A 22372-nucleotide genomic window follows, 5' to 3' on the forward strand; every position below is an offset into this window, starting at 1 on the left:
GCCTTCTCAAGTCCGCGCGCGACATCATGCGCAAAGATAAGGGGCTGAACGGCGACCTCGACCGTCTGCCGCTTCTCACTTGGATCATGTTCCTCAAATTCCTCGACGACCTTGAGCAGCAGCGCGAGGAGGAAAGCACGCTGTCGGGCAAGAAGTTCAAGGCCGCCATCGAAGCACCGTATCGTTGGCGCGATTGGGCCGCCGATTCCCAGGGAATAACGGGCGATGAACTGCTTTCCTTTATCAATTCCGACGAAGCCGTGCGCGCCGACGGCCAGAAAGGCTCCGGCCTGTTCGCTTACCTGCGTTCGCTCTCAAGCTCCAATGGCGATAACCGCCGCGACGTGATCGCCACCGTGTTCAAGGGCGTCGATAACCGCATGAAGAGCGGCTATCTGCTGCGCGACATCATCAACAAGGTTGGCGGGATTCACTTCACCTCGTCGGACGAGCTTCACACCCTCGGCGCGCTTTACGAATCCATGCTCCGCGAAACGCGCGACGCGGCGGGCGATTCCGGCGAATTCTACACGCCGCGCGCCGTCGTCCGCTTCATGGTGGAAGTCAGCGACCCACGCCTTGGTGAGACCGTCCTCGACCCGGCCAGCGGCACGGGCGGGTTTCTGGTGGAGGCGTACAATTACCTCGAAAAGCAGGTGAAGACCGTCGCTGACCGCAGGCGTCTGCAAAACGACACCATCACCGGCTGCGAACCCAAGTCCCTCCCTTATCTGCTATGCCAGATGAACTTGCTCCTGCACGGGCTGGACGCGCCGCAGATCGACCCCGGCAACGCCCTGCGCTTCAAGCTCTCCGAAATCGGCGAGAAGGAGCGCGTCGATGTGATCCTTACCAACCCGCCTTTCGGCGGGGAGGAGGAAAAGGGCATTCAGGGTAACTTCCCGGAAGACCGCCAGACGGCGGAAACCGCGTTGTTGTTCCTCCAGCTCATCATGCGCAAGCTCAAACGCCAGCCGACTTCCATCGGCCGCCCGGCCCGTGCTGCCGTCGTCGTTCCGAATGGAACGCTGTTCGGCGATGGCGTGTGCGTGCGGATCAAAGAGGAGCTTCTCAAGGAGTTCAACCTTCATACCGTTGTGCGGCTGCCCAACGGTGTGTTCGCGCCCTATACTAGCATCCCAACCAATATCCTATTCTTCGACCGTTCCGGCCCGACGAAGGAGGTCTGGTTCTACGAACAGCCCTTGCCCGAGGGCCGCAAGAACTACACCAAGACCCAGCCCATGCAGTTCGAGGAGTTCAAGGGTTGCATGGCGTGGTGGGCAAAGCGCGAGGAGAACGATCAGGCTTGGAAAGTCTCGGTCAAGGAACTGCTCGACGCCAACTGCAACCTCGACCGCAAGAACCCGCGCGTCAAGGTGGACCTCGAGCACCTGCCTCCCGATCAACTTGCCGACGATATTCTCAAGAAGGAACTGCGGATTGCTGAGTTGATGCGGCAGATCAAGGCGACGTTGGGGGCGCCAGCGTGACAGCAGCCTGGCCCAAAGCACCGATGCGTGAAATCGCCCCGCTGGTGAGGCGCCCCATTTTCCCGAAGGCTGAGGAACTGTATCAAGAAATAGGCATACGTTCCTTTGGAAAGGGCGTCTTCCACAAGGCCCCAACTACTGGATTGGACATTGGGGACAAGCGCGTATTCGCGGTGGAGCCGGGCGATTTACTCTTCAATATCGTCTTTGCGTGGGAGGGGGCCACTGCTGTTGCCACCGAAGCCGAACGCGGGATGATTGGTTCTCACCGGTTTCTGACGTGCGTTCCCGATAGCACAAAGGCTGATGCCAGATTCCTCAAGTACTGGTTTGCGCACGCAGATGGGCGCGAGCAACTTCTTCAAGCATCGCCGGGAGGCGCAGGACGCAACCGAACGCTTGGAACTGAGAAGCTAGCCGCCATTCGTGTTCCTTTGCCGCCCCTTGCCGAACAACGCCGTATTGTCATGCGCGTCGAGGCGTTGGCGGCGAAGGTAGAAGAAGCGCGCGGGTTGCGGGAGCGAAGCGTCGATGGCGCTAAGACGTTGGCCACGAGCGCCGCCGCGCGCGCACTTGAGGATTTGACTCGAACCGCTCCGCGACTTGACCTTCGTTCTCTCGTAACCGTCCGTGGCGGTGGAACTCCATCGAAAGATGCCCCTCATTTTTGGGGCGGGGAGATCCCTTGGATCACGCCAAAGGACATGAAGCGTCGGACATTGACCGATGCCATAGATCACATAACGAAGCTCGCTACCGAAAAAAGTCCGGCCAAACTCGTTGAACCCGGCGCGGTGCTAGTGGTCGTGCGCGGCATGATTCTCGCGCACACGTTTCCCTCGGCGATATTGCAGGCGCCAGCAGCCATAAATCAGGATATGAAGGCTCTAACGCCAGACCACCGGGTAATGCCTGAATATCTCTGCGCGGTGCTTTGGGCTTGGAATCCGAGGATGCTTGAGCTTGTTGATCGCTCGGGCCACGACACGCGGAAGCTGAACACGGACAAACTTCTCGCTTTCCAGATACCTGTACCGAGCATTCAAGTGCAGAAGCGAGTCATTGCCGAGCTAGCCGCCCTTCAAGCCAAGCTCGACTCGGTGAAGGCGCTCCAATCCGAAACCGCCACCGAGCTGGACACCATGCTTCCCGCAATTCTCGATAGGGCGTTCAAGGGGGAGTTGTAAGTCTATGAACGCTTTGCCGGGCTCATTTGCTCCAATGATAGAGAAGAGCGCTCCTCACGAAACTTGTGACGCTGGCGGAGATCCATCGATGCGGACCCTGGCGCTCATTCGAGGCTGTCGAGTTCGCCACGCTCGGATGGGTCGACTGGTAACAATCGCCGGCTGCTCTGATGTGCGTTCTCTTCCGGGTCGAGCGCCCACCAATAGCCTTCGCGAACTGTCGCAGGATCGACCGCCCCGTGCGTCGGCCAGCGGCTCGTATCGAGGTGCTGCAGTAGCTCGAACTCGATGAGGTCAAAGGGGTCGGCATCCCCGGCGCGAGTGGCCATTTGGCCAAAGGAATAGGACCCTACGTCGATGATTTCGGGCCGATCATCCTCCTGTCGAATGCTGATCGCCCACCAATAGCCATTCTGCGTCTTCATGACTCCTTCTCCGAACGTGTTCGTGATGCCGCAGACGAGTATGAGCGGGTCCGCGAGCCAGTAGATGTTTTCAAGGAGTTGTGTTGGGCAGCCGTGCTGCTCGTTGTCTACGACGTAAGGGCTCCCCCATCGTCGGTTATCACGCGGCAAATCCCCAAAGGTGCGCGGCGCCCATTCTCTCAAGGCACGTAGCAAAGTTATCCAAGCCGCTCTGGCAGTCAAGAGGATCGCGCTTTAACCAGCGATTGGTGGTGCATCGATGGCGAAGCTTATGGTAGGCCGCCATGGGCGCCAAGGAAGCGATCCGGTCGATCAATGGTCGCTAGTAAGGCGACGATTCAAAAGCCGCTGACCTGCATCTTCTTGTTCTTTTCATCGAGGCAGCTGAGCCTCGTCGCTCGGGAGAAGATTTCGCCGGCCGGGCTTGCCGCATTCTGTTGGCGACAATACTATCCAAAACTAGGCTTTGATTCAAAGAGGGGCCGGTGCTGCGAGGACTGGGAAAAGTTTTTGCGATCGTCATGTTGGCCGTTAGCGGTGCAATGATCCAATGCAATGCATTAGCCGCGCGAGGCGAGATCACATGCGGGGCTGCGGTTCTCAACTATGATGGAAAGCTGATTGTAACTAAGATTTCCGAGGGGCAAGGTGATCACTGTAGGATGACTGCGGATTTACCTCCGAACCTCGGTCCGGCAAGTCCCACGTCCCAAGCAGTAGGAACAATACAGAAAGCCTTCCTTGAGACGGACGCGGCAAAACAGGCCGCCATGATCGAATCGGCTTTCGAGCCGTTGTTTAGCGACGCCATGACGCAGTTGGCTACGCCGGAATACGCGGAGGTTGGAGGACGTTTGCTGGCTGAGCAGCTTCCTCTCGCTTCTTCTTTGTTCTCGAATTGCTCGTTGACCGCACTTAGCAAAGGCGAGTCCGCCGATAAATTCGGCGACAACGGTACACTGTCCTGTCGAGTGCTGAAGGGGGAGAAGGACGTGCTTGCCATTACGGTCGCATATGGAGACGTGGCTGCGGAGGTAAGGTTCTATCTAGCTTGAGATCGGTGGTGAGATGGCCCGCATTATTGACAACCTCACGATTGTTTCGCGTTGGCTGCTGGGCGGATTGCCGGGCGATGTCCGCTCCTCAGCCGTCGGCGCCGTATGTGCTACCTTGGTCACGTCAGTCTCAACAGCTTACTGCACGGCTCAGCCAGTTGAGTTTACCGCTTTCTTGAGTGAAGAGGGCTACGCCAAGCCTCTGCCGCCGCTCGTAGCGCTGTTGAAAGAGAAAGAGCCAGCGACGAGCGTGACATTCGACCCGGCCGATCTTGAGGGCGTTTTTGTCTGTGAGTTCGCACACGTCTCCGCGCCGACTGCGAAGGAAGTACTGTTCAGCTACCTCGATCGGTATTCCATGTGTCTCTCAGTGACCCAAACACAAGAAGCGGCATATGTAGTCAAGCCGAATCGCAATTCGGGACAAATCTATCAAAAGGGCGACGATTGGCTCTGTAAGTGCAACTAGCACCTAGACTTCCGTCGCGGTCAAGCTTTCAGCTCCAAGAACAATTCTCCAGATATAAGATGCCGGTCACGTGTAGGCGGTGTTTCCAGGCCACCATTCGGGAGTGATCGCGATCTGTGAGGTTGCCGATCGTGAAATGGGATCGGAGATAAGCTTGTGTCTGGACTTGACCTTACGCTTGACCCGGAGCGGCAGCCCCGGCGTTTCGAGTTAATCAACGGTGCTGGCGGCCGGCGTCAGTGGTCGATGGATGACAAGGCGCGGATCGTCGCGGAGACGCTTGAGCCTTGAGCCGAACGCAATCATTTCCGAAGCCGCCCGGCGTTATGGTCTCAGACCGCAGCAGGTGTTCGCCTGGCAGCTCAAAGCGAGCAACTGACCGCTTCGGTGCAGCAAGATTCTCCTCCCTTTGTGCCGGCGGTTTTGGCGGCGGCGGAACCTGTAGCCAAGCGTCCGGCGAAGTAGCGGGACGGCAAGCCACTCGAGATGCCGGCATGATCGAGCTTGAGATCGACGGGATCGCCATGCGCGTTGCATTTGCAGCCGTAGCCGAGCCTGACAAACGCGGTGCCGCAGATGACCAAAGGACGGGGCACCGCTGTAAGGGCTGGCACGGTCACGCTGGGCGAACTGCTGCGCCGCTATGAAAAATCTGTATGCCTTGGAAATGTTGGCTCCCCGGGCCGGACAATTTTTCTAGATCGAATCGGATGCTAAAAGGTCAGCAAGCTCTTAAAGTAGAAGCCCTTGTATGGGTTGTTTCCCCAAAGCATCTACCGCCTTGGTGTACCTCAACAGACAGGTAGCAGCGGTGTATCTCTCGGTCAACTCGCTGCCTATGGACCAAGCTCTCGCGATCCCCGACTTTGCTGCCAGTTGCCGGACGTGAAATCGACAGTCCAGCCAGTTCGTTTGTGTATTTTGATCGCATCAGCGTTTGGATGGCCATAGACATTCCCATTTCCTACTGAAACGACGCACCGCGATTTGTGGGCAATTGGAATGGGGACATTTCCTGTGAACTTAGCTCCGTGATGGGTGACAACGAGAAAATCTGGAGTTGGCGGAGTTGAAAAGGGGAGCGAGTTATACCCCGCATCTCCAACAAGTAGCACTTTCCGACCTGACGCCAGCTCAACTTGCAGCACAAGACCACTGTCATTCGATTCTGACGGATCTCCGGTGCCCTGACACAGTTCTCCCCAAAGAAGCTGACAAGAACCGCCGGGCCACCCCAGCAGATTCCCCTCGTTGGATAACGTCTCTGCAATTTTTCGCGCACCTGGGCCCAGATTCTGCACGGGAGTGACCCATTTGTTTTTCCGCATTCTAAATTTGTGGAAGCAGAATAAATGATCAAAATCCCAATGAGACAAAATAACTGGCGGAGACGAGCGCGGCAAATCGAAATTAATCGGTGCTGTTCGGCCATTGAAAACAAGAGGCCATCCAACATCAAAGTAGAGGATGGGCTCTCTTGCAGAATTCGTGAACGAGCAGAAACTCGCCTGCCCAACATCTTGCACAATTACGAACGTGGGCTTCTGTATGGCGTTAAGCAAGTTTGAAACTTCAAGCTGGGTAGCCACTGCTTGAGCCGGAAAGTGGCAAATGTGCGCCAAAGCGCGGGCTGCTTCAATCCCGGCATTAACGGCTGCGCCTAACGGCCGAAAAGCAGGTTCAGGACCGCGTTCAGAGAAAAGAAAGTCTCCGCTCCCTAGCGCACCTTTCGACTGCACGTTGTAGCCGTCAACACCGAGTTGCGCGTGATAAACGACCGGCCCCGGCGCTTGTTTACGTGGGGCGATTTCGAGCAAGTACCAGTGACCGGGCGTCGGTTCCAATCCAACGATGCGCGCTATCCGCCTGGGCGTAGTTACAATTCTCAGTAGGGCGAACGGTGCGACGATACCTGGTTCGGCAATTGCCTGGTCCAAGTTCTCACGCCCGACTGATGCATCAATAGCGTCGAACTCGTACGAGTACCGGGCACGAGGACCCTCACCAATTTGCTCGACCCTTGAAACGCGGGCAATAAGTCGGCGGGTTGGAAACTCCGCTCCAAAAATAAATTCGATCGGTATGGTAGCCAAGCGTCCCCCTAAGCGACCAAGCAGGCCCGCCAGCTTCGGTTACAAGCACTGGCCTATACAGAATGCATGTGTATTGATGCACCCTCAGTAGTCGCCATCCAATAAGGAAGCGCCATTGAATTCCTTGCGGTAACTCAAGAGGACATCAGACCACGCCTCGACCTCAAGGAGCCCCTCGGGAAGCCTCCCGTCCAACATCAGCAGAGCCCGAGCGAAACTGTCAATCGGCGCCGAACTTCGACCCCTGATCGGCGTCCTGGTGGGGAGTAAAATGAGTTGCGAACGGTGCGGCAAACACGACTTCATGCTCGCCGAGACGCAGAACCCTACGGCGCTGGAACGGCAAGGCACCCGCGTTGAGCGGCTTGCCGAGATAAAGGTGGTACTGGCGAGATGAGAACTGAGGACTTAGCTTGCAATCAGCCATTTCTCGACCGGAGAATTTTCATCGAGAGAATGCGCAACTTACCCCGGCGGGGATAGGTTATTTGCTTGCTTGACACCCGATTGAAGTGCCTCCACTTCTGAACGCCATGACGCTCATCAGACCTCGCCTAACTGACCATTACGGCATACTGCGATCCCAGGCAGAATTGGACTTCGCAATACCGTTTTTCGACGAAGACGTGCCGCTGTACGTCGATCCCTTTCTATTATGGCGCTCTCCTTCGCATCAGGATCAGGCACTGCACACAAGCTTACTGAACGCCTTTAATCACTTAGGATATTTGGCAGCAAAGGGTGAGGATTCGCAGGCCATTGCTACTCTGATAGCCGCTTCAGAGTGTGACGAGGTTGGTCTTGGCTCATCGGCCACACGAAGGGGAAAACGTATTGGAGAGGCCAAGGCGCGGGAGATCTTAGCGCTTTTCAAGCAGGTTCCGAGATATGCCCAATCCGGTTTCCGCCACTTTGAGGAGATTCAGTTTTTCGTTGATGGGATATCGAAGGACCGCATCAGCGACATCACGTGTAGCTTTCTAAAGTCGTTCCTGATCGACTTTACGATTCAGCAATGTGACCGGCTCGGTATTCCAAAGCAGCGATGCGACGTTGAGAATGTCTACGACGCCCGGAAAAACGCGTTCGAGATAGGACGAGGCATTGAGTTGCCCGCAAATCCGCGAGACGGGAGGCCACTAATTTTTGTTCCCAAGCGTTGGCTTAGGTTCGTGCCATGGATTAACTATGACGACTATTTTGAAAAGCACTGCCCTCAGGATGAAATCTCTCACGCGCCAGAAGAGCTAACCCACGTCGAAGTCCTGACTTATAATCGGGATCATTACGGGGTTGTGGAGGCATATGTCGAAATCAAAGAGCGGACGTTCGAAGACGCCCACAATGACCCTCTTTTTTCGCAGATTCCTGTAACATCAGCCAAGCGGAAACTTGCGCTCATTCAGAAGCTTCCTACAGGCAAGGATGGGAATGCAGATAAGAAATATGAGGAAGCTATTGGCCAGCTGCTACCGTCGCTGCTCTATCCAAAGCTTGACTTCGCAAAGGAGCAGGCGCGGACGGATAGCGGGGTCAGCATTCGAGATCTGATATTCTACAACACTGCTTCGACCCCATTTCTAGATGACATGTACAAGAGCTACGGCTCTCGGCAAATAACCGTGGAACTTAAGAACGTTGCGGCAATAGAACGCGAACATGTCGATCAGCTGAATCGGTACCTCGCTGATGAGTTGGGTCGGTTTGGCCTGTTTGTAACTCGAAACCCACTTAAGAAAGCCGAAATGACCCGAACTATCGATTTGTGGTCAGGCCAGCGAAAGGCCATAGTTGCTCTAACAGACGCCGACATCACCCAAATGGTTGAGCTATTCGAAAGTAAGCAGCGCGAGCCTTTGGATGTGATTGTGAAGAAATACGGTGAGTTTAGGGCGAAATGCCCTTGAAAGGAGATATATGAAGACTGAAGAGGAAGTTGAAGAACTCGAGAAGCTAATTGGCCAACTGGAGGGGTTGCACTCGGAAATATCCCAACTGGCAAAGAAATCACCGAACGACGGCCTCAATGTCTTCAAGCTGAAGCTGGTCAACAGAGTTTTGCAATCCGGCAACCGGTGCCTGACTGGGCGGTACAAACCGTTCGAAGATTTCGACGAGTTCGACGAATCGGCATTGCCGACTAACAGTGATGTAACGATGATCCTGACGCTGTACATGGAACAGGCGGAACGGTTCCGTTCAGACAATGTCGTCTTCCAAAAGGGCCAATGGTTCTATCAGGTCGGCGGCGCGCCCAGTAACATCAAGGGACGTAACCCGACGAGGGTTGGGGGGGAAAAGAAGTGAGGTCAGACGAAGATTTCCCGCACGTCACCACAGACGAGCATGTGGCGATTTATGAGGCCAGCACTCCGATCTTCAAGGGCGTCCTGAGCGAGGTTCGAGAGCTCTCAAAAAAGAAACCTGAGGCCACGATGAGCGCCAGCAAGGTCAAACTGGTGAACCGCGTTCTTGCCGATTTGCTGATATTCCTAAAGGGAGAGCCTGCTTCAAAGTATCTCGAAGAACTCGATGAAGATGCGTTGCCGCAAATGAGTGACGCAGTGCTAACTATGGTGCAATTTGAGACGGCTCTGGAGGCGTTCCACTCGAAATACCATAAATATTTCGGCGAATACGGTCGCCACTACTGGCTCACGAAGGAGCTTCAAGAGGCTTGGTCTGAGCGCGACGATGAAGACGAGGACGAGGACGAGGACGAATAATACATGAAGGTAAACTTCTTGGTCTATTCGTCCCTACAGCAATGATAGTTGGCTGTTGGCAGCCGGGGCCATCTTTGACTTTGCGGCAAACTGCTCCTCACGAGCCAGATCTGACGTGATATCCATTAATGCGAGCCACGGAGAGCGCAGCATGGAGCAGGCCCCAAAACCGGGTGAGTTATTCCGCCGAAACTATATCCGACATGAAGCCTTGCTGGCAGATAGTTCCCGCGCTCGCAAAAGAGTGCTGAAGCTCTTTTCCTCGGTGGGGAGCGTCAGTGCGAGGGACAAATTCGCGCATGCTGTCGAGAATGAGTTAGGGATAGATTTTCCGCAGGACTATGGTTACGCACCCGAGATTTTTTGGCCCAGATGCGAATTGTCGGACTTCCTAAGCGCAATAACACTTTGGGTTCGGGAACTGTCCGTTCAAGATGCCAGCACGTTCCTGTCGGGCGTTCGCAGGGTGTTTGCCGAGGAAAACCTCAGCTATGAAGTTGACGATTATGGCGGCTGCCATTTTCTGGTAGATGAAGAATTTAGGCAGCTTTCGGATAGAGCCTTGGCGGAGCTTGACGCTTCTCGCTTCACTGCTGCCAAGACAGCTCTTAGTCAGGCCCTCGGTAGCCTTGGCCCCGTGAACCAAAGCGGAAAGGCTCTCATACGTGGTGTATTTGAAGCTGTCGAAAGCGCGTTCTTGGTTGTAATCAACCAGCCTAACGTCCAGCAGTTGAACGCGCAGGCTATGGATAATCACCTGAAGCCAATCCTCCTTGCTCGCTATACGGGACAATCAAACGCTGACGATATGGTTGATCGGCTGCTAAACTCATTCAAAGCATGGGTAAAGTCAGCGCATCCATTTCGCCACGGCACTCCATCGGATCAAATCCACGAAGCGCCTATAGAGGTTGCAATCCTATCAGCGACACAAGGAATGGGTTTTTTGCGGTTCCTCGCAACTCCGTCCTCATAGGCGGACCGATCAGGCCAGGGCCTTCTCAAGCGCTCTTCTGGCCATTTCAAGCCGCGCCTCGTCCCCGTCGTAGTCCTCCCCAACACTGCCCGACGAGTGCCCAAAGACAATGTCCTGGTCCGACTTAGTGACGCCAGCGAATCGCGGCCGGTCCTTCATCAGGTGGCGAAGGGAGTGTGTGGTGGCCTTAGGGCCAGGAAACCACACTGGAAGGTGTCGGAACGTCTCCGGAGCAACCCATAACGTTGTTCGTTCGATCAAGGTCATAATCTGACTCAGCGACAATTCACGCAAAAGCGTAGTTAGTCCGTCATCAACTTCCAATTGCGATCCCCGACCTCAGGGTACGGCTAACAGAGAACCAGCAGGGCGGCTATCCCCAGACCTTGGCAGAAGCGGCGTCGAAATAATCGGCGAGAATGGGCGGATAGGCTTTCGGCCGCAGCGCCATGATGCGCTCAACGTTGGCGCGAATCTTTAGGTTTGCGGGACTCGATGGGTCACCATAAAGACTCACAAATAAATGAGCGATCTTCCCATAGCCGATCATATCCAGAACGTGAGCGTCATTCTCTGCGAAAGAATGGCCATAGACAAAAAGCGCCGTACCATCCTTCGATCTCGTTTGACACACCGCTGCGAAGCTCTTGAAATTGTGATGAAGATACGCGCTGTGCTGAATCTTGGTCAGCTTGCTCTTGCTATTACCTTCAGCCACGAAGAGGGGGAAGAGGTCTTTCTTCAACGCTTCATTCGCCTGATCCACCAGCGCCTTGCCGGTATTCACCCATGTGTACTTCTGAAGCTGGTAGCCGGCATCGAAAAGGTGAAGAGCGCCGTGCAAATAATGAATGTTCTGGCCGTGCGCCGCTCCTTCGCCTTGCCATTCGACATAGGGCGCATCGAAGTCATTATGATCTTTGCGGAAACCGTCATCATGGGTCAGCGCAATGTGCGCCAACACATCTTCCTCTTCATGCATTAGCGCCCAATAGAGCAACAGGTCGTAATTCATCGTGTAGATTTTGCCGTTCGCGTAGTCGCCTACGAAATTCGAAAGAAATGTTCTGCATGCGGTGTAACGCGCATCGGAAATCTCATTTGGTCTCGCGGGATGGCGGCCCGCAACAGCCTTAATTAGATCGATCTTGAGTTTTTCCGCGTCTGCCAGGAGTAGGTCCTTGGTCGTAACGGCTTTTGGACGGTAGACGCTCACGATTGCGGCAGCGTGTTGAAGCGCTCGGATCACTTCCTCGAAGTCCTGAGTACCCATCGCTCCAAAGATAGCTGCTAGCTCTTTGGACATCGTCTTCTTGGCTTCTTCAAAGAGTGAACCATAGGCGAAAATGTCGGGCTTGCAGGCGATGCTGAAACCGTTCCCCAGGAGCAGGTGCTTTTTACCGTATGCATCGGCTTGTTTCAGTACCTGACCGAAGTCAAGGAGCTTAATGGCCATATACCTTCCCCTCGCTTTTCTGAGCAAATCGAGCACCCGTCGCGCTTCCGCCGCTCGCGCGACGTCGCGACCTCCTTCGGGCTGACCTCGCGGCGCTTGCACTGGGGATCCTCGATCGACGTCCAGGGCCGCATCTCCAAGGCCGGCGACGCGGACGTGCCGCGCACTAGGAGGCGGCGCCTGGGTTGGTGACGCTCCTCAAAGGCAGGGACAAGGCTGCCAGCGAGGCAAAGCGTCCAGGTCGCCGCGGTACGCTAGTTCCATCTCGGCTGCATCGTGCAGGCCCGATCAGCTCATCAAAAACCCGTTCCATGGCGATTTCTCTCCTTCGAGCGATTCTTGTGTGGATCGGCGCCTAGCGAAATCGAGTTATGTAGATATGCTGTAGATCAGCCGTTTTTCGACCGATTTGGAAAACTCTGAAACCCTTGGAAATGTTGGCTCCCCGGGCCGGATTCGAACCAGCGACCAACCGGTTAACAGCCGGTTGCTCTACCACTGAGCTACCGGGGAACAGAGGCTCTTGTGTAAGTGGCGCTGCCTATAGCAAACCCGTTTCGGCTTTGCAAAGAAGCATTTCACATTTTTTTCCGCCATTTTGTGCATGGCAGTTTCTGGCAATCGCCGGCCGGGCTCCTCATATGAGCAATTCCGCAGGGAACGTGAGCGGGAAAAGGCCGTTCTGGCTATTGCTGGCCGATGACTCTATTCATGGAAACCAGGCACGACATGACTGCAGCAGGCGACAACGCACCGGCGCGGAAAATCACGGTCTTCGGCCGTGAATTCACCATGCCGCGCTCGCGCGGGCTCAGGATCGCCATCGGCGTCGTGCTGATTCTGGGCGGCATTCTCGGCTTCCTGCCCATCCTGGGCTTCTGGATGATCCCGATCGGATTGCTGGTGCTCTCCTATGAATTCGCCATGGTGCGCCGGCACCGGCGCCGCATCGTGGTATGGTGGGAACGCCGGCGTCGTCCGGATTGACTTGTCGGCCGGCGGCCACGGGCGCGCTGATTGAAACCGATCGGAAACGGTGTCCAGTTGTCCAATGAGGGAAAGCGCCGGATTTACGTGCGGGCGCTTGACGGCATTTCACCGCCAACATATTGAGTTCGCTCGGAACGCCGGGAGCAACGAGGCCTCGTGGCGGAGTGGTTACGCAGAGGACTGCAAATCCTTGCACCCCGGTTCGATTCCGGGCGAGGCCTCCAGTTGCCGGCCCCCAATGGGGCAGGGGTTCCGGTTGGATTGAACCGCGGTCGAGGTGCGGCAAGCGGGATTTGTTGGGCGGACTGGTAGGAAAATGAGCGCTGATTTCTCCGAACGCCGCGTCAAGATGGTCGATGGCCAGGTCCGCACCACCGACGTGACCAGCGCGCCGCTGATCGAGGCCATGCTGTCGGTGCCGCGTGAGGCCTTTGTCGGCGACGGACAGCGCGATCTAGCCTATATCGATGAGGACATCCGCATTTCCAGCGGCGCCAACGGCAGCGGCGCGCGCTATCTGATGGAACCGTCTCCCCTCGCCAAGCTCCTGCAACTGGCTGAGATCGGCGCCGGTGATTCGGTGCTGGATGTCGGTTGCGGCACCGGCTATTCGGCGGCTCTTCTGTCGAGGCTGGCCCGCTCTGTCGTTGCACTGGAAAGCGATTCGGTGCTGGCGGACGGCGCTCGATCGGCGCTCGCGGCGCTGGCCTGCGACAATGTGACAGTGATCACCGGGCCGCTCCCGCAGGGTCATGCCTCCAAGGCGCCCTACGACGTCATCTTCATCGGCGGAAGCGTCGAGGAAGTGCCGGCCGCTTTGCTCGACCAGCTTGCGGAGGAGGGCCGACTCGTTGCCGTGGAAGGTCAGGGCAATTCCGGCGTGGCCCGGCTGTTTTTCAAGGCAGGGGGGGTTGTAACGGGAAGACGGGCATTCAATGCGGCAATAAAGCCACTACCCGGATTTGAACGTACCCACGCATTTGAATTCTGAGCGGTTTTGCCTTGCAGTGAAGGCGCTGTCGTGATCGCTTGTGTTTGAACAATCGTTGCTGATCGCATAAACCGGGCATTTCGGGGCAGTCAGCGGGGGAACGATAGAAGCGCGGCGCCGGCTGTTCAGAGATGAGTGGCTGTCGTGGCGCGGTTCCCATGCAAAACGAATGAGGGATATTACGTGCCGTCCGTAAGCAAGACTGTTCTAGCCGCCTTCCTGGCCTCCGCGACCACCCTTTCGCCGCTGGCCGCCTCCGCGGAAAGCATCACCGGAGCGCTCGCAAAGGCCTACCAGAACAATTCCACACTGAATTCCGCCCGGGCCGGGGTGCGGGTCACCGACGAGGGCGTGGCCATCGCCAAGTCCGGCTGGCGCCCGACCGTCACCGGTTCCGGCAGCATCGACTACTCGAGCAGCCATCTCAACGGCACGAACCAGAGCGTGCGGCTGACCACCGGCAATTTCGGCGTCCAGATCGACCAGACGCTGTTCGACGGCTTTCAGACCAAGAACAATGTCGCGGCCGCGGAAGCCCAGGTGAGGGCCTCGGTCGAAAGTCTGCGCAACACCGAGGAGAACATCCTGTTCAACGCGGCGAGCGCCTATATGGACGTGATTCGCGACCGCCAGGTCGCTGTGCTCACCGAACAGAATCTGCAGTTCCTGACCGAGCAGGCGCGCGCCGCGCGTTCGCGATTCGAGGTCGGCGAGGGCACAAGAACCGACGTCGCCCAGGCTGATGCCTCGCGCTCGACGGCGGTGGCGCAGCTCAGCGCCGCCCGCGCCCAGGCGCTGGCCAGCGCGGCGACCTATCACCAGATCGTTGGCGACGAGCCCGGCAAGCTCAAGGCCGCGGCGCCGCTGGCCAAGCTGTTGCCGTCCAGCCTCGACGGCGCGATCGCGATTGCCGCCACCGAACATCCCGCCATCCTCGCGACGGAGCATCTGGTCGATGCCGCGGCATTCTCGGTCAAATCCCAGGAGGGCGCGCTGCTGCCGCAGCTTTCCGCCAATGCCGGTGTTTCCAGCGCTTACCGCAACACCGTTCCCGGCGTGCTGAGCACGTCCGACGGCACGACGAATTCGGCCAGCATCGGCGCGACGCTGACCATTCCGATCTATTCGGGCGGCCGTACCTCGGCGCTGGTGCGCCAGAGGAAAGAATCGCTGAGCCAGGCCCGGATCGAGGTCGATGTCAGCCGCGACACCGTGCGCCAGGCGGTGACGTCGGCCTGGACGCAATACACCGCCGCGCAGCAAAGCGTCGCCGCCAACAGGCAAGTCATCGCCGCCGCGCAACTGGCGCTCAACGGCGTCATCGAGGAGCGCAATGTCGGCCAGCGCACCACGCTCGACGTGTTGAACGCGCAGAACGCCGTCATCAGCGCCAAGATCAACCTTGCCAGTTCCGAGCGCGACGTGGTGGTGGCGAGCTATGCCATCCTGTCCGCGATCGGTCGCCTTTCGGTCGATCGTCTCGCCCTGAACGTGACGAAGTACAAGCCCGAAGAGCACTACAAGGCCGTCAAAGACAAGTGGTACGGGCTGCGCACGCCGGACGGCCGCTGACCGCTGCGTGTTGCCAGGTTCAAGAGCGCCGCGCGTCCGGGGATGCGCGGCGCTTTTGCTTTAGGCGGCTGTCCCAATGTCGCAGCGACCAGCTCCAGCCGTAGATGCGCTGATCGGCCTGTGTCGCCTAATCTGTTGAAATCCCACATCTCCCCAGATTGGGGATTCTCGGACGACGATCCGTCGGTTACCCTGTCGCCATGATTCGAATCCGGCCTTGCCGGAGCGGAAATCTGGAATGAGTCACAAGGGCGGCGGATGTGACAATGGCGACGGCAAGCAGCGCGCAGCGCGAACCCTCCATGGAAGAGATACTGGCTTCCATCCGGAGGATCATTGAGGACAGCGACACCGGCCGCAAACAGGCGGGGGACGCGAACGAATTGCGCCAGGATCTCCAGCCCGCGCCGACCGCCGCGCCGGCAAATGACGTGGATGCCTTCCGCGCCGAGCTCAATGCGGAGGTCCGCAAGCCCGCCTCCCTGGCCGAGGTTCAGGCACAGCTGGCGGCAGAGCCGACCGCCGCCCGCGTGGAAACGCCATCGCGCACGGATGCGGCCGCGGCCGTTGCGGCCAAGGCGCCGGTGACACTCGCGGAGGTGAGTGCAAGGATCGCCGCCGAACCGGCACTGGCTCAGCCGGCGGGATTTGCGGAAACCAGCGACACGATCGTCGCCGACTGGCAGCGCGAGATCGCCGCTGTCGGTGAAACGGCGAAGGCGGGTGCCGCGAGGCCGGAAAGGGTCGAGCCGAGCGCCCCGGATGTTGTGCCGGACGTTGCGATTGCCGAGGACGAGCTGGCGGATGAGGCCGCCTATGAACCGGCTGTTTCGCGCGTCGCTGCGGCGCCACCGCCCGAGGCGCCGCCCGCCCGCACGGCGATCCTTTCCGAGCATGTCGGCCGCCAGGTCGCCGCTGCCTTTGGCGAGCTTTCCGATGCCTTCGCCAGCCGCAGCAAGAAGACCTTCGACGAGATGGCCGAGGACATGCTGCGGCCGATGCTGCAGGATTGGCTGGACAACAACCTGCCGACGCTGGTCGAGCGCCTGGTACGCGAGGAAATCGAGCGCGTGGCGCGCGGCGCGCAATAGTTCCGTCGATAAGGTCAAACAAATGAAAGCGCCGCCTCAGGCGGCGCTTTTTTTGGCCGTGGCTCGGTCGGCTGACCTGGATGGCCAGGATCAGCGGTCAAGGACCGGCCCTTCAAAGCCATATACCGCCGTTATTCTCGGCTGATGCGCCGACGACTGATTTACAGCTATCGACTGCGGGCAAAAGTCCCGATGCTCACCGATGAGGAATATCGGGAGATCGTCGGCGACCCGGCAGCATTCTACTTTCAGGTGAAGAGATTCGTATCCAAGAACGGCTTCTGGAAAGAGATGAAGTACCCGGCCGCCGATCGCTATCGTGACCTGACGGAGGTTACAATTCACCATACTTTCTGGCACTTGCATGTCCGCCGCTCCGACTACGGCCCCGACTGTCAGGCATGTGGAAAGCCGTACCGCACATCAAGGGCAAAGTTCTGCGCCGAATGCGGGCATGGCCTGGCGTTGAAATGACCGGGGCGAAGCCTATTTGCCGCTGAAGGATCAAGGCAGCCCTGCGGTTGACTTGGCCAAAACCTTCCGATTTACACCGGGTCAGCAAACTCCCGACAGCGCGGACCGTTTTCCCATGCTCGAAAAAACCTACGACGCCAAAACCGTCGAGCCGAAGATCGCCAAAATCTGGGAAGTGGCCGATGCCTTCCGCGCCGGTGCCGGCGCGGAGGAGGGGGCGGAGGCCTTCACCATCGTTATCCCGCCGCCGAACGTCACCGGCTCGCTGCATATGGGCCATGCGCTCAACAACACGCTGCAGGACATTTTGGTGCGCTTCGAGCGCATGCGCGGCAAGAACGTGCTGTGGCAGCCTGGCATGGACCATGCCGGCATCGCCACGCAAATGGTGGTCGAGCGCCAGCTGATGGAAAAGCAGATCCATCGCCGCGACCTGGCTCGCGAGGAGTTCATCGAGAAGGTCTGGGAGTGGAAGGCCGAATCCGGCGGTGCGATCTTCAACCAGCTGAAGCGGCTCGGCGCCTCGGCCGATTGGTCGCGCGAACGCTTCACCATGGACGAGGGCCTGTCCAGGGCGGTTCTGGAAGTGTTCGTGACGCTCTACAAGGAAGGGCTGATCTACAAGGACAAGCGCCTTGTGAACTGGGACCCGAAGCTGCTCACCGCGATCTCCGATCTCGAAGTCGAGCAGCATGAGGTCAACGGCAATCTCTGGCATTTCCGCTATCCGGTCGAGGGCGCGGCGTTCGACCCGGAAGACCCCAGGACGTTCATCACGGTCGCGACGACGCGTCCCGAGACGATGCTTGGCGATACGGCGGTGGCGGTGCACCCGGACGACGAGCGCTTCCGGCACCTGGTCGGCAAGAACGTCATCCTGCCGATCGTCGGCCGCAGGATTCCCGTCGTGGCGGACGAATATTCCGATCCGGAAAAGGGCTCGGGCGCGGTCAAGATCACGCCGGCGCACGACTTCAACGACTTCGAGGTGGGCAAGCGCCACAAGCTGCCGGCGATCAACATCCTCACCGTCGAGGCGGCGATCAACCTCAAGGACAATGAGGATTTCCTGGCCGGTCTCGAGGGGACGCCAGAACGCCAGGCCGTGTGGGACGAACTCAACGGCCTCGACCGTTTCGTCGCGCGCAAGAAGATCGTCGAGCTGATGGAGGCCGGTGGCTTCCTCGACAAGATCGAGCCGCACCGCCACACCGTGCCGCATGGCGACCGCGGTGGCGTGCCGATCGAGCCGTTCCTGACCGACCAGTGGTATGTCAACGCGGCCGAGCTGGCGAAGCCCGCGATCGCCTCGGTTCGCGAGGGCCGTACCAATTTCGTGCCGAAGAATTGGGAAAAGACCTATTACGACTGGATGGAGAACATCCAGCCCTGGTGCATCTCGCGCCAGCTGTGGTGGGGCCATCAGATCCCGGCCTGGTACGGGCCGGATGGACGCGTCTTTGTCGAGAAGACCGAGGAAGAGGCGCTCGCCGCGGCGATCGAATACTATCTGGCGCTGGAGGGGCCGTGGAAGGCCTGGGTCGAGGACAAGCTCGAGAATTTCAAGCAGGGCGAGATCCTGACCCGCGACGAGGACGTGCTGGACACCTGGTTCTCTTCCGCGCTTTGGCCGTTCTCGACGCTGGGCTGGCCGGACCAGACGCCGGAGCTCAAGACCTACTATCAGACCGACGTTCTGGTCACCGGCTTCGACATCATCTTCTTCTGGGTCGCCCGCATGATGATGATGGGCCTGCATTTCATGGACGAGGAGCCGTTCCACACGGTCTATGTCCATGCGCTGGTGCGCGACAAGAACGGGCAGAAGATGTCGAAGTCGAAAGGCAACGTCATCGATCCGCTCGAGCTCATCGACGAATACGGCGCCGACGCGCTGCGCTTCACGCTTGCGGTGATGGCCGCGCAGGGGCGCGATGTGAAGCTCGATCCGGCGCGCATCGCCGGCTACCGCAATTTCGGCACCAAGCTCTGGAACGCGACACGCTTCGCCGAGATGAACGAGGTGGCGCGCAACGACGATTTCCGGCTGAACGACGCCAAGCTCGCGGTCAACCGCTGGATCCTCACCGAGCTGACGCGGGCGGCGCGTGAAATCACCGACGGCATTTCCTCATACCGCTTCAACGACGCGGCGGGTGCCGCCTACCGGTTCGTCTGGAATCTGTTCTGCGACTGGTACCTGGAACTCCTGAAGCCTGTATTCATGGGCACGGACGAGGCGGCCAAGGCTGAGAGCCGAGCTTGCGTCGCCTTCGTGCTCGACGAGATCTACAAGCTGTTGCATCCGATGATGCCGTTCATGACCGAGGAGTTGTGGGCGCAGACCGCCGGCGAGGGCCAGGAGCGCGCTTCGCTGCTTTGCCACGCCGCCTGGCCGTCGCCGGACTTCGAGGACGCGGACGCGGCCGCCGACATCAACTGGCTGGTCGATCTCGTCTCCGGCATCCGCTCGGTGCGCTCGGAAATGAACGTGCCGCCGGCGGCGATCGCGCCGCTGATGGTGATCGGCGCCAACACGCTGACGCAAGAGCGGCTGGAGCGCCACGCCCAGGCCATCAAGCGGCTGGCGCGCGTCGGCGACATCGCGCTGGTCGACGCGCCGCCGAAGGGCTCGGCGCAGATGGTGCTCAACGAGGCGACGGTGTGCCTGCCGCTCGGCAGCCTGATCGACCTCGCGGCGGAAGCGGCGCGGCTGCAGAAGGAACTGGCCAAGGTGACCGAGGAGATCGCCCGCCTGCACAAGAAGCTGTCGAACGAGAAATTCGTCGCCAACGCGCCGGAAGAAGTGGTCGAGGCCGAGCGTGAAAAACTCGACGAATACCGCGAGGCGCAAGAGAAGCTTTCGGTGGCGTTGACCCGGGTGCGCGACGCCGGCTGAAGTCAAGATTCGCCTCTACTAGCAGGCAGGTTTCCGGTAGGTTAATTGCCTCGAAAACGGCCATGCCGTTGCGTTAATTTTGACGTAAACGGAAAGTTTTAGCCCCATTGTTGCCATAATGTAACAATGGGGCCAAATAGCCCCGAAAGGCCTTGTTTTTGAGCTTTTTGTGACAGGTTTCACAGATTTTTTCCGCCGAGTTGCCCCGGCAAAGCCATTTTTCGGCTAGGCGGCGGCATAGGCCGATAGGCCCGAAAGGCAGCCGGCCAAGGTGTACATGTACGCCTCCTGAATTCATTGTTGCGCCGTTAACCCGAATTGGTTCTAGCTTGATCCACTAGTATTTCGGGGAGGATATCCATGAACAATTTGCGTTTGAAAGCACTGCTGGGGGCGGGGTGCTTTTCGCTGGCCGCGATCGGTTCCGCGCATGCCGGCGGCCTGGAACGCGGCGGTTACGACATCGACCTGCTGTTCGATCCAGCGCAGGTCACCGGCGAGGCTTCCGCCACCTATGTGATGCCGCAACGAGACCTGAAGAACGTGGTGGACATCGACCCGACAAATGGTCCGCTTAATTTGTTGGGCGCATCCAACTCCGCCCGCGATACCGAAAGCTACTGGGTGCCAAGTGCCGGCATCAAGATCGGCATGGGCCCTGTCGATTGCCTCGGCGACTACGGCCAACCGATCGGAGCGTTCAGCAATCCCGGCGCCAATTGGGCCGGTGCGAACGGCAATATCATAACCAAGGTAAAGAGCGAAGCGCTGGGCGCAACCTGCTCGTACAAGATGGACCTTGGCAAAGGTCAGTTTCGGGTTCTTGGCGGCGTATTTCACGAGGATGTTTCGGGCTTCAAGGAGCAGTTGGTTGCTCCTCTCCCGGCATTCTTGGGCACGGGCGTAGGACGCCTCGATCTCGAGGGAGATGGCTGGGGATGGCGTGCCGGTGTCGCCTATGAGATTCCGGAAATCGCTCTGCGCGCCAGCCTAGTCTACAATTCGGCGGTGAAGCTCGACAACCTCGCCGGAACGCTCGACCTGACCCAGGTTTCCAGCATCATCGATCCGACAAATCCGCTGCTAGGTACCGTAACCAATGTCTATGGCTCCTCTGAAGTGCCGGACTCGGTGGAACTGAAGCTGCAGTCTGGTATCGCGCCAGGATGGCTGGCCTTCGGCTCCATCAAGTGGATGAACTGGAGCCAATTGCAGAGCATTCCGTTCTGCCCGACTGCGACGAAGGGCGTGTTTGCCTGCACCACCACCAGCGTGGTTCGCGCGACGTCATTGGATCTGCTCTACAGGGACGGATGGACTGTCTCCGGCGGCATCGGCCACAAGTTCAACGATCAGTGGAGCGGTGCGGCAGTTCTTACCTGGGATCGTGGTACCACCACCGGCCTCAGCGCCCAGACCGACACCTGGACCATCAGCGGCGGCGTGGCGTACACGCCGACCCAGAACATCGAGCTCCGTTTCGGTGGCGCGCTGGGCGTGCTCACCAGCGGGTCGATACATCCTGTCGTCGGCAGCGACGGCGTCACCTACGGCACCGACTATACCGCCGACTTCGGCAACGACCTTGTTTCCGCCGTCTCCACCTCGTTTAAGGTGAAGTGGTAAGCCCTTCAAACTGAACACAAAAGGCCGGGCATTGCCCGGCCTTTTTCGTTGGTGCCGTCAGGCGTGCGGGCGTCGCCGTAGCCGCACCAATCTCGCCGCGGTGCAGATTCGCCGCACATCCCGCGCCCCTCACAATTGTGACGTTTTAGCAACACTTTATGAACAACCCCAGCGCTACAGTTCCGGCCAGGGGGATTGCCCATTTCCCGCCATAAACCCGGCGCACCTCGAAATGGTCTCGGGACACGCGCCAAAAGGCTCGGCGATGGGGCAGGCCGCACCGCCCGCGGCAAGGACGAGTATGGACGCCAGAGTTATCTCCAAGGCCAAGCTGCCCAGCCGCTACGTGACCGTGGGTCCGGCGCGCGCGCCGCATCGCTCGTACCTCTACGCCATGGGATTGTCGGCGGCCGAGATCGCGCAGCCGCTGGTCGGCGTCGCCAGCTGCTGGAACGAGGCGGCACCCTGCAACATCTCGCTGATGCGTCAGGCGCAGGTCGTCAAGAAAGGCGTCGCCGCCGCCAACGGCACACCGCGCGAGTTCTGCACCATCACCGTCACCGACGGCATCGCCATGGGCCACCAGGGCATGAAATCGTCGCTTGTGTCGCGCGAGGTGATCGCCGATTCCGTCGAGCTGACCATGCGCGGCCATTGCTACGACGCGCTGGTCGGTCTTGCCGGTTGCGACAAGTCGCTGCCCGGCATGATGATGGCCATGGTGCGCCTCAACGTGCCATCGATCTTCATCTATGGCGGCTCGATCCTTCCCGGCAGCTATCGCGGCCGGCAGATCACCGTGCAGGACGTGTTCGAGGCGGTCGGCCAGCATTCGGTCGGCACGATCAG

General features: G+C 58.7%; 21 protein-coding genes, 2 tRNA genes and 1 pseudogene. 19 read left to right on the forward strand and 5 right to left on the reverse strand.

The features are described from left to right. Together EN745_RS09630 and EN745_RS09635 are read left to right on the forward strand one after the other, a co-directional pair. Nucleotides 1-1493, forward strand: a 1493-nt coding sequence (locus EN745_RS09630; protein WP_145992000.1) for a class I SAM-dependent DNA methyltransferase, incomplete at its 5' end; no start/stop codon positions are given. Continuing rightward, nucleotides 1490-2680 carry a restriction endonuclease subunit S gene (locus EN745_RS09635; protein ID WP_127421145.1) on the forward strand — a complete coding sequence of 397 codons (1191 nt, stop codon included), beginning with the start codon at nt 1490-1492 and terminating at the stop codon, nt 2678-2680. The genes EN745_RS09630 and EN745_RS09635, both read left to right, overlap by 4 nt. Nucleotides 2681-2784: 104 nt before the next feature. On the opposite strand, the gene EN745_RS09640 is transcribed toward EN745_RS09635, so the two are convergent. Then, nucleotides 2785-3105 carry a hypothetical protein gene (locus EN745_RS09640; RefSeq protein WP_127421146.1) on the reverse strand — a complete coding sequence of 107 codons (321 nt, stop codon included), beginning with the start codon at nt 3103-3105 and terminating at the stop codon, nt 2785-2787. 485 nt (nt 3106-3590) lie between these two features. On the opposite strand from EN745_RS09640, the gene EN745_RS09645 reads away from it, so the two are divergent. Together EN745_RS09645 and EN745_RS09650 are read left to right on the forward strand one after the other, a co-directional pair. Then, complete coding sequence (locus tag EN745_RS09645; RefSeq protein ID WP_127421147.1) at nt 3591-4160, forward strand: hypothetical protein; 570 nt, start codon at nt 3591-3593, stop codon at nt 4158-4160. Between the two features lie 13 nt (nt 4161-4173). Beyond that, the gene (locus tag EN745_RS09650) at nt 4174-4629 is read left to right on the forward strand and encodes a hypothetical protein (RefSeq protein ID WP_127421148.1); all 456 of its coding nucleotides are present in this window, start codon (nt 4174-4176) and stop codon (nt 4627-4629) included. A 362-nt stretch (nt 4630-4991) separates the two neighbouring features. Here the strand turns inward: EN745_RS09650 and EN745_RS09655 are convergent, their stop codons facing one another. Both EN745_RS09655 and EN745_RS09660 read right to left on the reverse strand, forming a co-directional pair. Further along, nucleotides 4992-5249 carry a hypothetical protein gene (locus tag EN745_RS09655; RefSeq protein WP_127421149.1) on the reverse strand — a complete coding sequence of 86 codons (258 nt, stop codon included), beginning with the start codon at nt 5247-5249 and terminating at the stop codon, nt 4992-4994. 216 nt (nt 5250-5465) lie between these two features. Continuing rightward, the gene (locus tag EN745_RS09660) at nt 5466-6722 is read right to left on the reverse strand and encodes a hypothetical protein (RefSeq protein WP_127421150.1); all 1257 of its coding nucleotides are present in this window, start codon (nt 6720-6722) and stop codon (nt 5466-5468) included. 271 nt (nt 6723-6993) lie between these two features. Here EN745_RS09660 and EN745_RS37465 point away from each other — a divergent pair, with 271 nt between their 5' ends. From EN745_RS37465 to EN745_RS09685, 5 genes are all read left to right on the forward strand, one after another. Next, on the forward strand, nt 6994-7119 hold the full coding sequence (locus EN745_RS37465; protein WP_281034767.1) for a hypothetical protein: 126 nt from the start codon (nt 6994-6996) through the stop codon (nt 7117-7119). A 136-nt stretch (nt 7120-7255) separates the two neighbouring features. Further along, on the forward strand, nt 7256-8629 hold the full coding sequence (locus EN745_RS36905) for a hypothetical protein (RefSeq protein ID WP_189363003.1): 1374 nt from the start codon (nt 7256-7258) through the stop codon (nt 8627-8629). Between the two features lie 10 nt (nt 8630-8639). Continuing rightward, nucleotides 8640-9029: a hypothetical protein gene (locus tag EN745_RS09675; protein ID WP_127421152.1), complete on the forward strand. Its 390-nt coding sequence runs from the start codon at nt 8640-8642 to the stop codon at nt 9027-9029. Further along, on the forward strand, nt 9026-9448 hold the full coding sequence (locus EN745_RS09680; protein WP_210213743.1) for a hypothetical protein: 423 nt from the start codon (nt 9026-9028) through the stop codon (nt 9446-9448). Before EN745_RS09675 ends, EN745_RS09680 begins: the two co-directional genes overlap by 4 nt. Before the next feature lie 151 nt (nt 9449-9599). Then, nucleotides 9600-10424, forward strand: coding sequence for a hypothetical protein (locus EN745_RS09685; RefSeq protein WP_127421153.1), 825 nt, complete (start codon nt 9600-9602; stop codon nt 10422-10424). Between the two features lie 373 nt (nt 10425-10797). Here EN745_RS09685 and EN745_RS09690 read toward each other — a convergent pair whose 3' ends face one another. Then, nucleotides 10798-11880: a DUF4917 family protein gene (locus EN745_RS09690; protein ID WP_210213744.1), complete on the reverse strand. Its 1083-nt coding sequence runs from the start codon at nt 11878-11880 to the stop codon at nt 10798-10800. Between the two features lie 27 nt (nt 11881-11907). Between EN745_RS09690 and EN745_RS09695 the strand changes: the two are divergent. Further along, nucleotides 11908-12095, forward strand: a pseudogene (locus tag EN745_RS09695) (IS110 family transposase); the annotation flags it as partial. Nucleotides 12096-12318: 223 nt separating this feature from the next. Here EN745_RS09695 and EN745_RS09700 read toward each other — a convergent pair. Beyond that, nucleotides 12319-12393: transfer RNA gene (locus EN745_RS09700), tRNA-Asn, on the reverse strand. A 216-nt stretch (nt 12394-12609) separates the two neighbouring features. Here EN745_RS09700 and EN745_RS09705 point away from each other — a divergent pair. The 9 genes from EN745_RS09705 to EN745_RS09745 all read left to right on the forward strand — a co-directional run. After that, nucleotides 12610-12867 carry a hypothetical protein gene (locus EN745_RS09705; protein ID WP_126054184.1) on the forward strand — a complete coding sequence of 86 codons (258 nt, stop codon included), beginning with the start codon at nt 12610-12612 and terminating at the stop codon, nt 12865-12867. Nucleotides 12868-13020: 153 nt separating this feature from the next. Continuing rightward, nucleotides 13021-13094, forward strand: a tRNA-Cys gene (locus tag EN745_RS09710). Nucleotides 13095-13186: 92 nt separating this feature from the next. Then, a complete protein-coding gene (locus EN745_RS09715; protein ID WP_127399851.1) occupies nt 13187-13861 on the forward strand; it encodes a protein-L-isoaspartate O-methyltransferase in 675 nt (224 codons plus the stop codon). A 183-nt stretch (nt 13862-14044) separates the two neighbouring features. Beyond that, entirely contained in the window at nt 14045-15433 is a 1389-nt protein-coding gene (locus EN745_RS09720; RefSeq protein WP_126054185.1) for a TolC family outer membrane protein, read from the forward strand. 266 nt (nt 15434-15699) lie between these two features. Next, nucleotides 15700-16524, forward strand: coding sequence for a PopZ family protein (locus EN745_RS09725; RefSeq protein ID WP_126054186.1), 825 nt, complete (start codon nt 15700-15702; stop codon nt 16522-16524). A gap of 192 nt (nt 16525-16716) precedes the next feature. Next, complete coding sequence (locus tag EN745_RS09730; RefSeq protein WP_127421154.1) at nt 16717-16998, forward strand: hypothetical protein; 282 nt, start codon at nt 16717-16719, stop codon at nt 16996-16998. Nucleotides 16999-17113: 115 nt separating this feature from the next. After that, nucleotides 17114-19897 (forward strand): valine--tRNA ligase, encoded by a 2784-nt coding sequence (locus EN745_RS09735; RefSeq protein WP_127421155.1) that lies wholly within the window; start codon nt 17114-17116, stop codon nt 19895-19897. Between the two features lie 360 nt (nt 19898-20257). Next, nucleotides 20258-21523, forward strand: coding sequence for an OmpP1/FadL family transporter (locus EN745_RS09740; RefSeq protein WP_126054188.1), 1266 nt, complete (start codon nt 20258-20260; stop codon nt 21521-21523). 301 nt (nt 21524-21824) lie between these two features. After that, on the forward strand, nt 21825-22372 hold a 548-nt coding region (locus tag EN745_RS09745), incomplete at its 3' end, for a dihydroxy-acid dehydratase (RefSeq protein ID WP_189363004.1).

Source organism: Mesorhizobium sp. M4A.F.Ca.ET.022.05.2.1 (assembly GCF_003998845.1).
Taxonomy (GTDB): Bacteria; Pseudomonadota; Alphaproteobacteria; order Rhizobiales; family Rhizobiaceae; genus Mesorhizobium.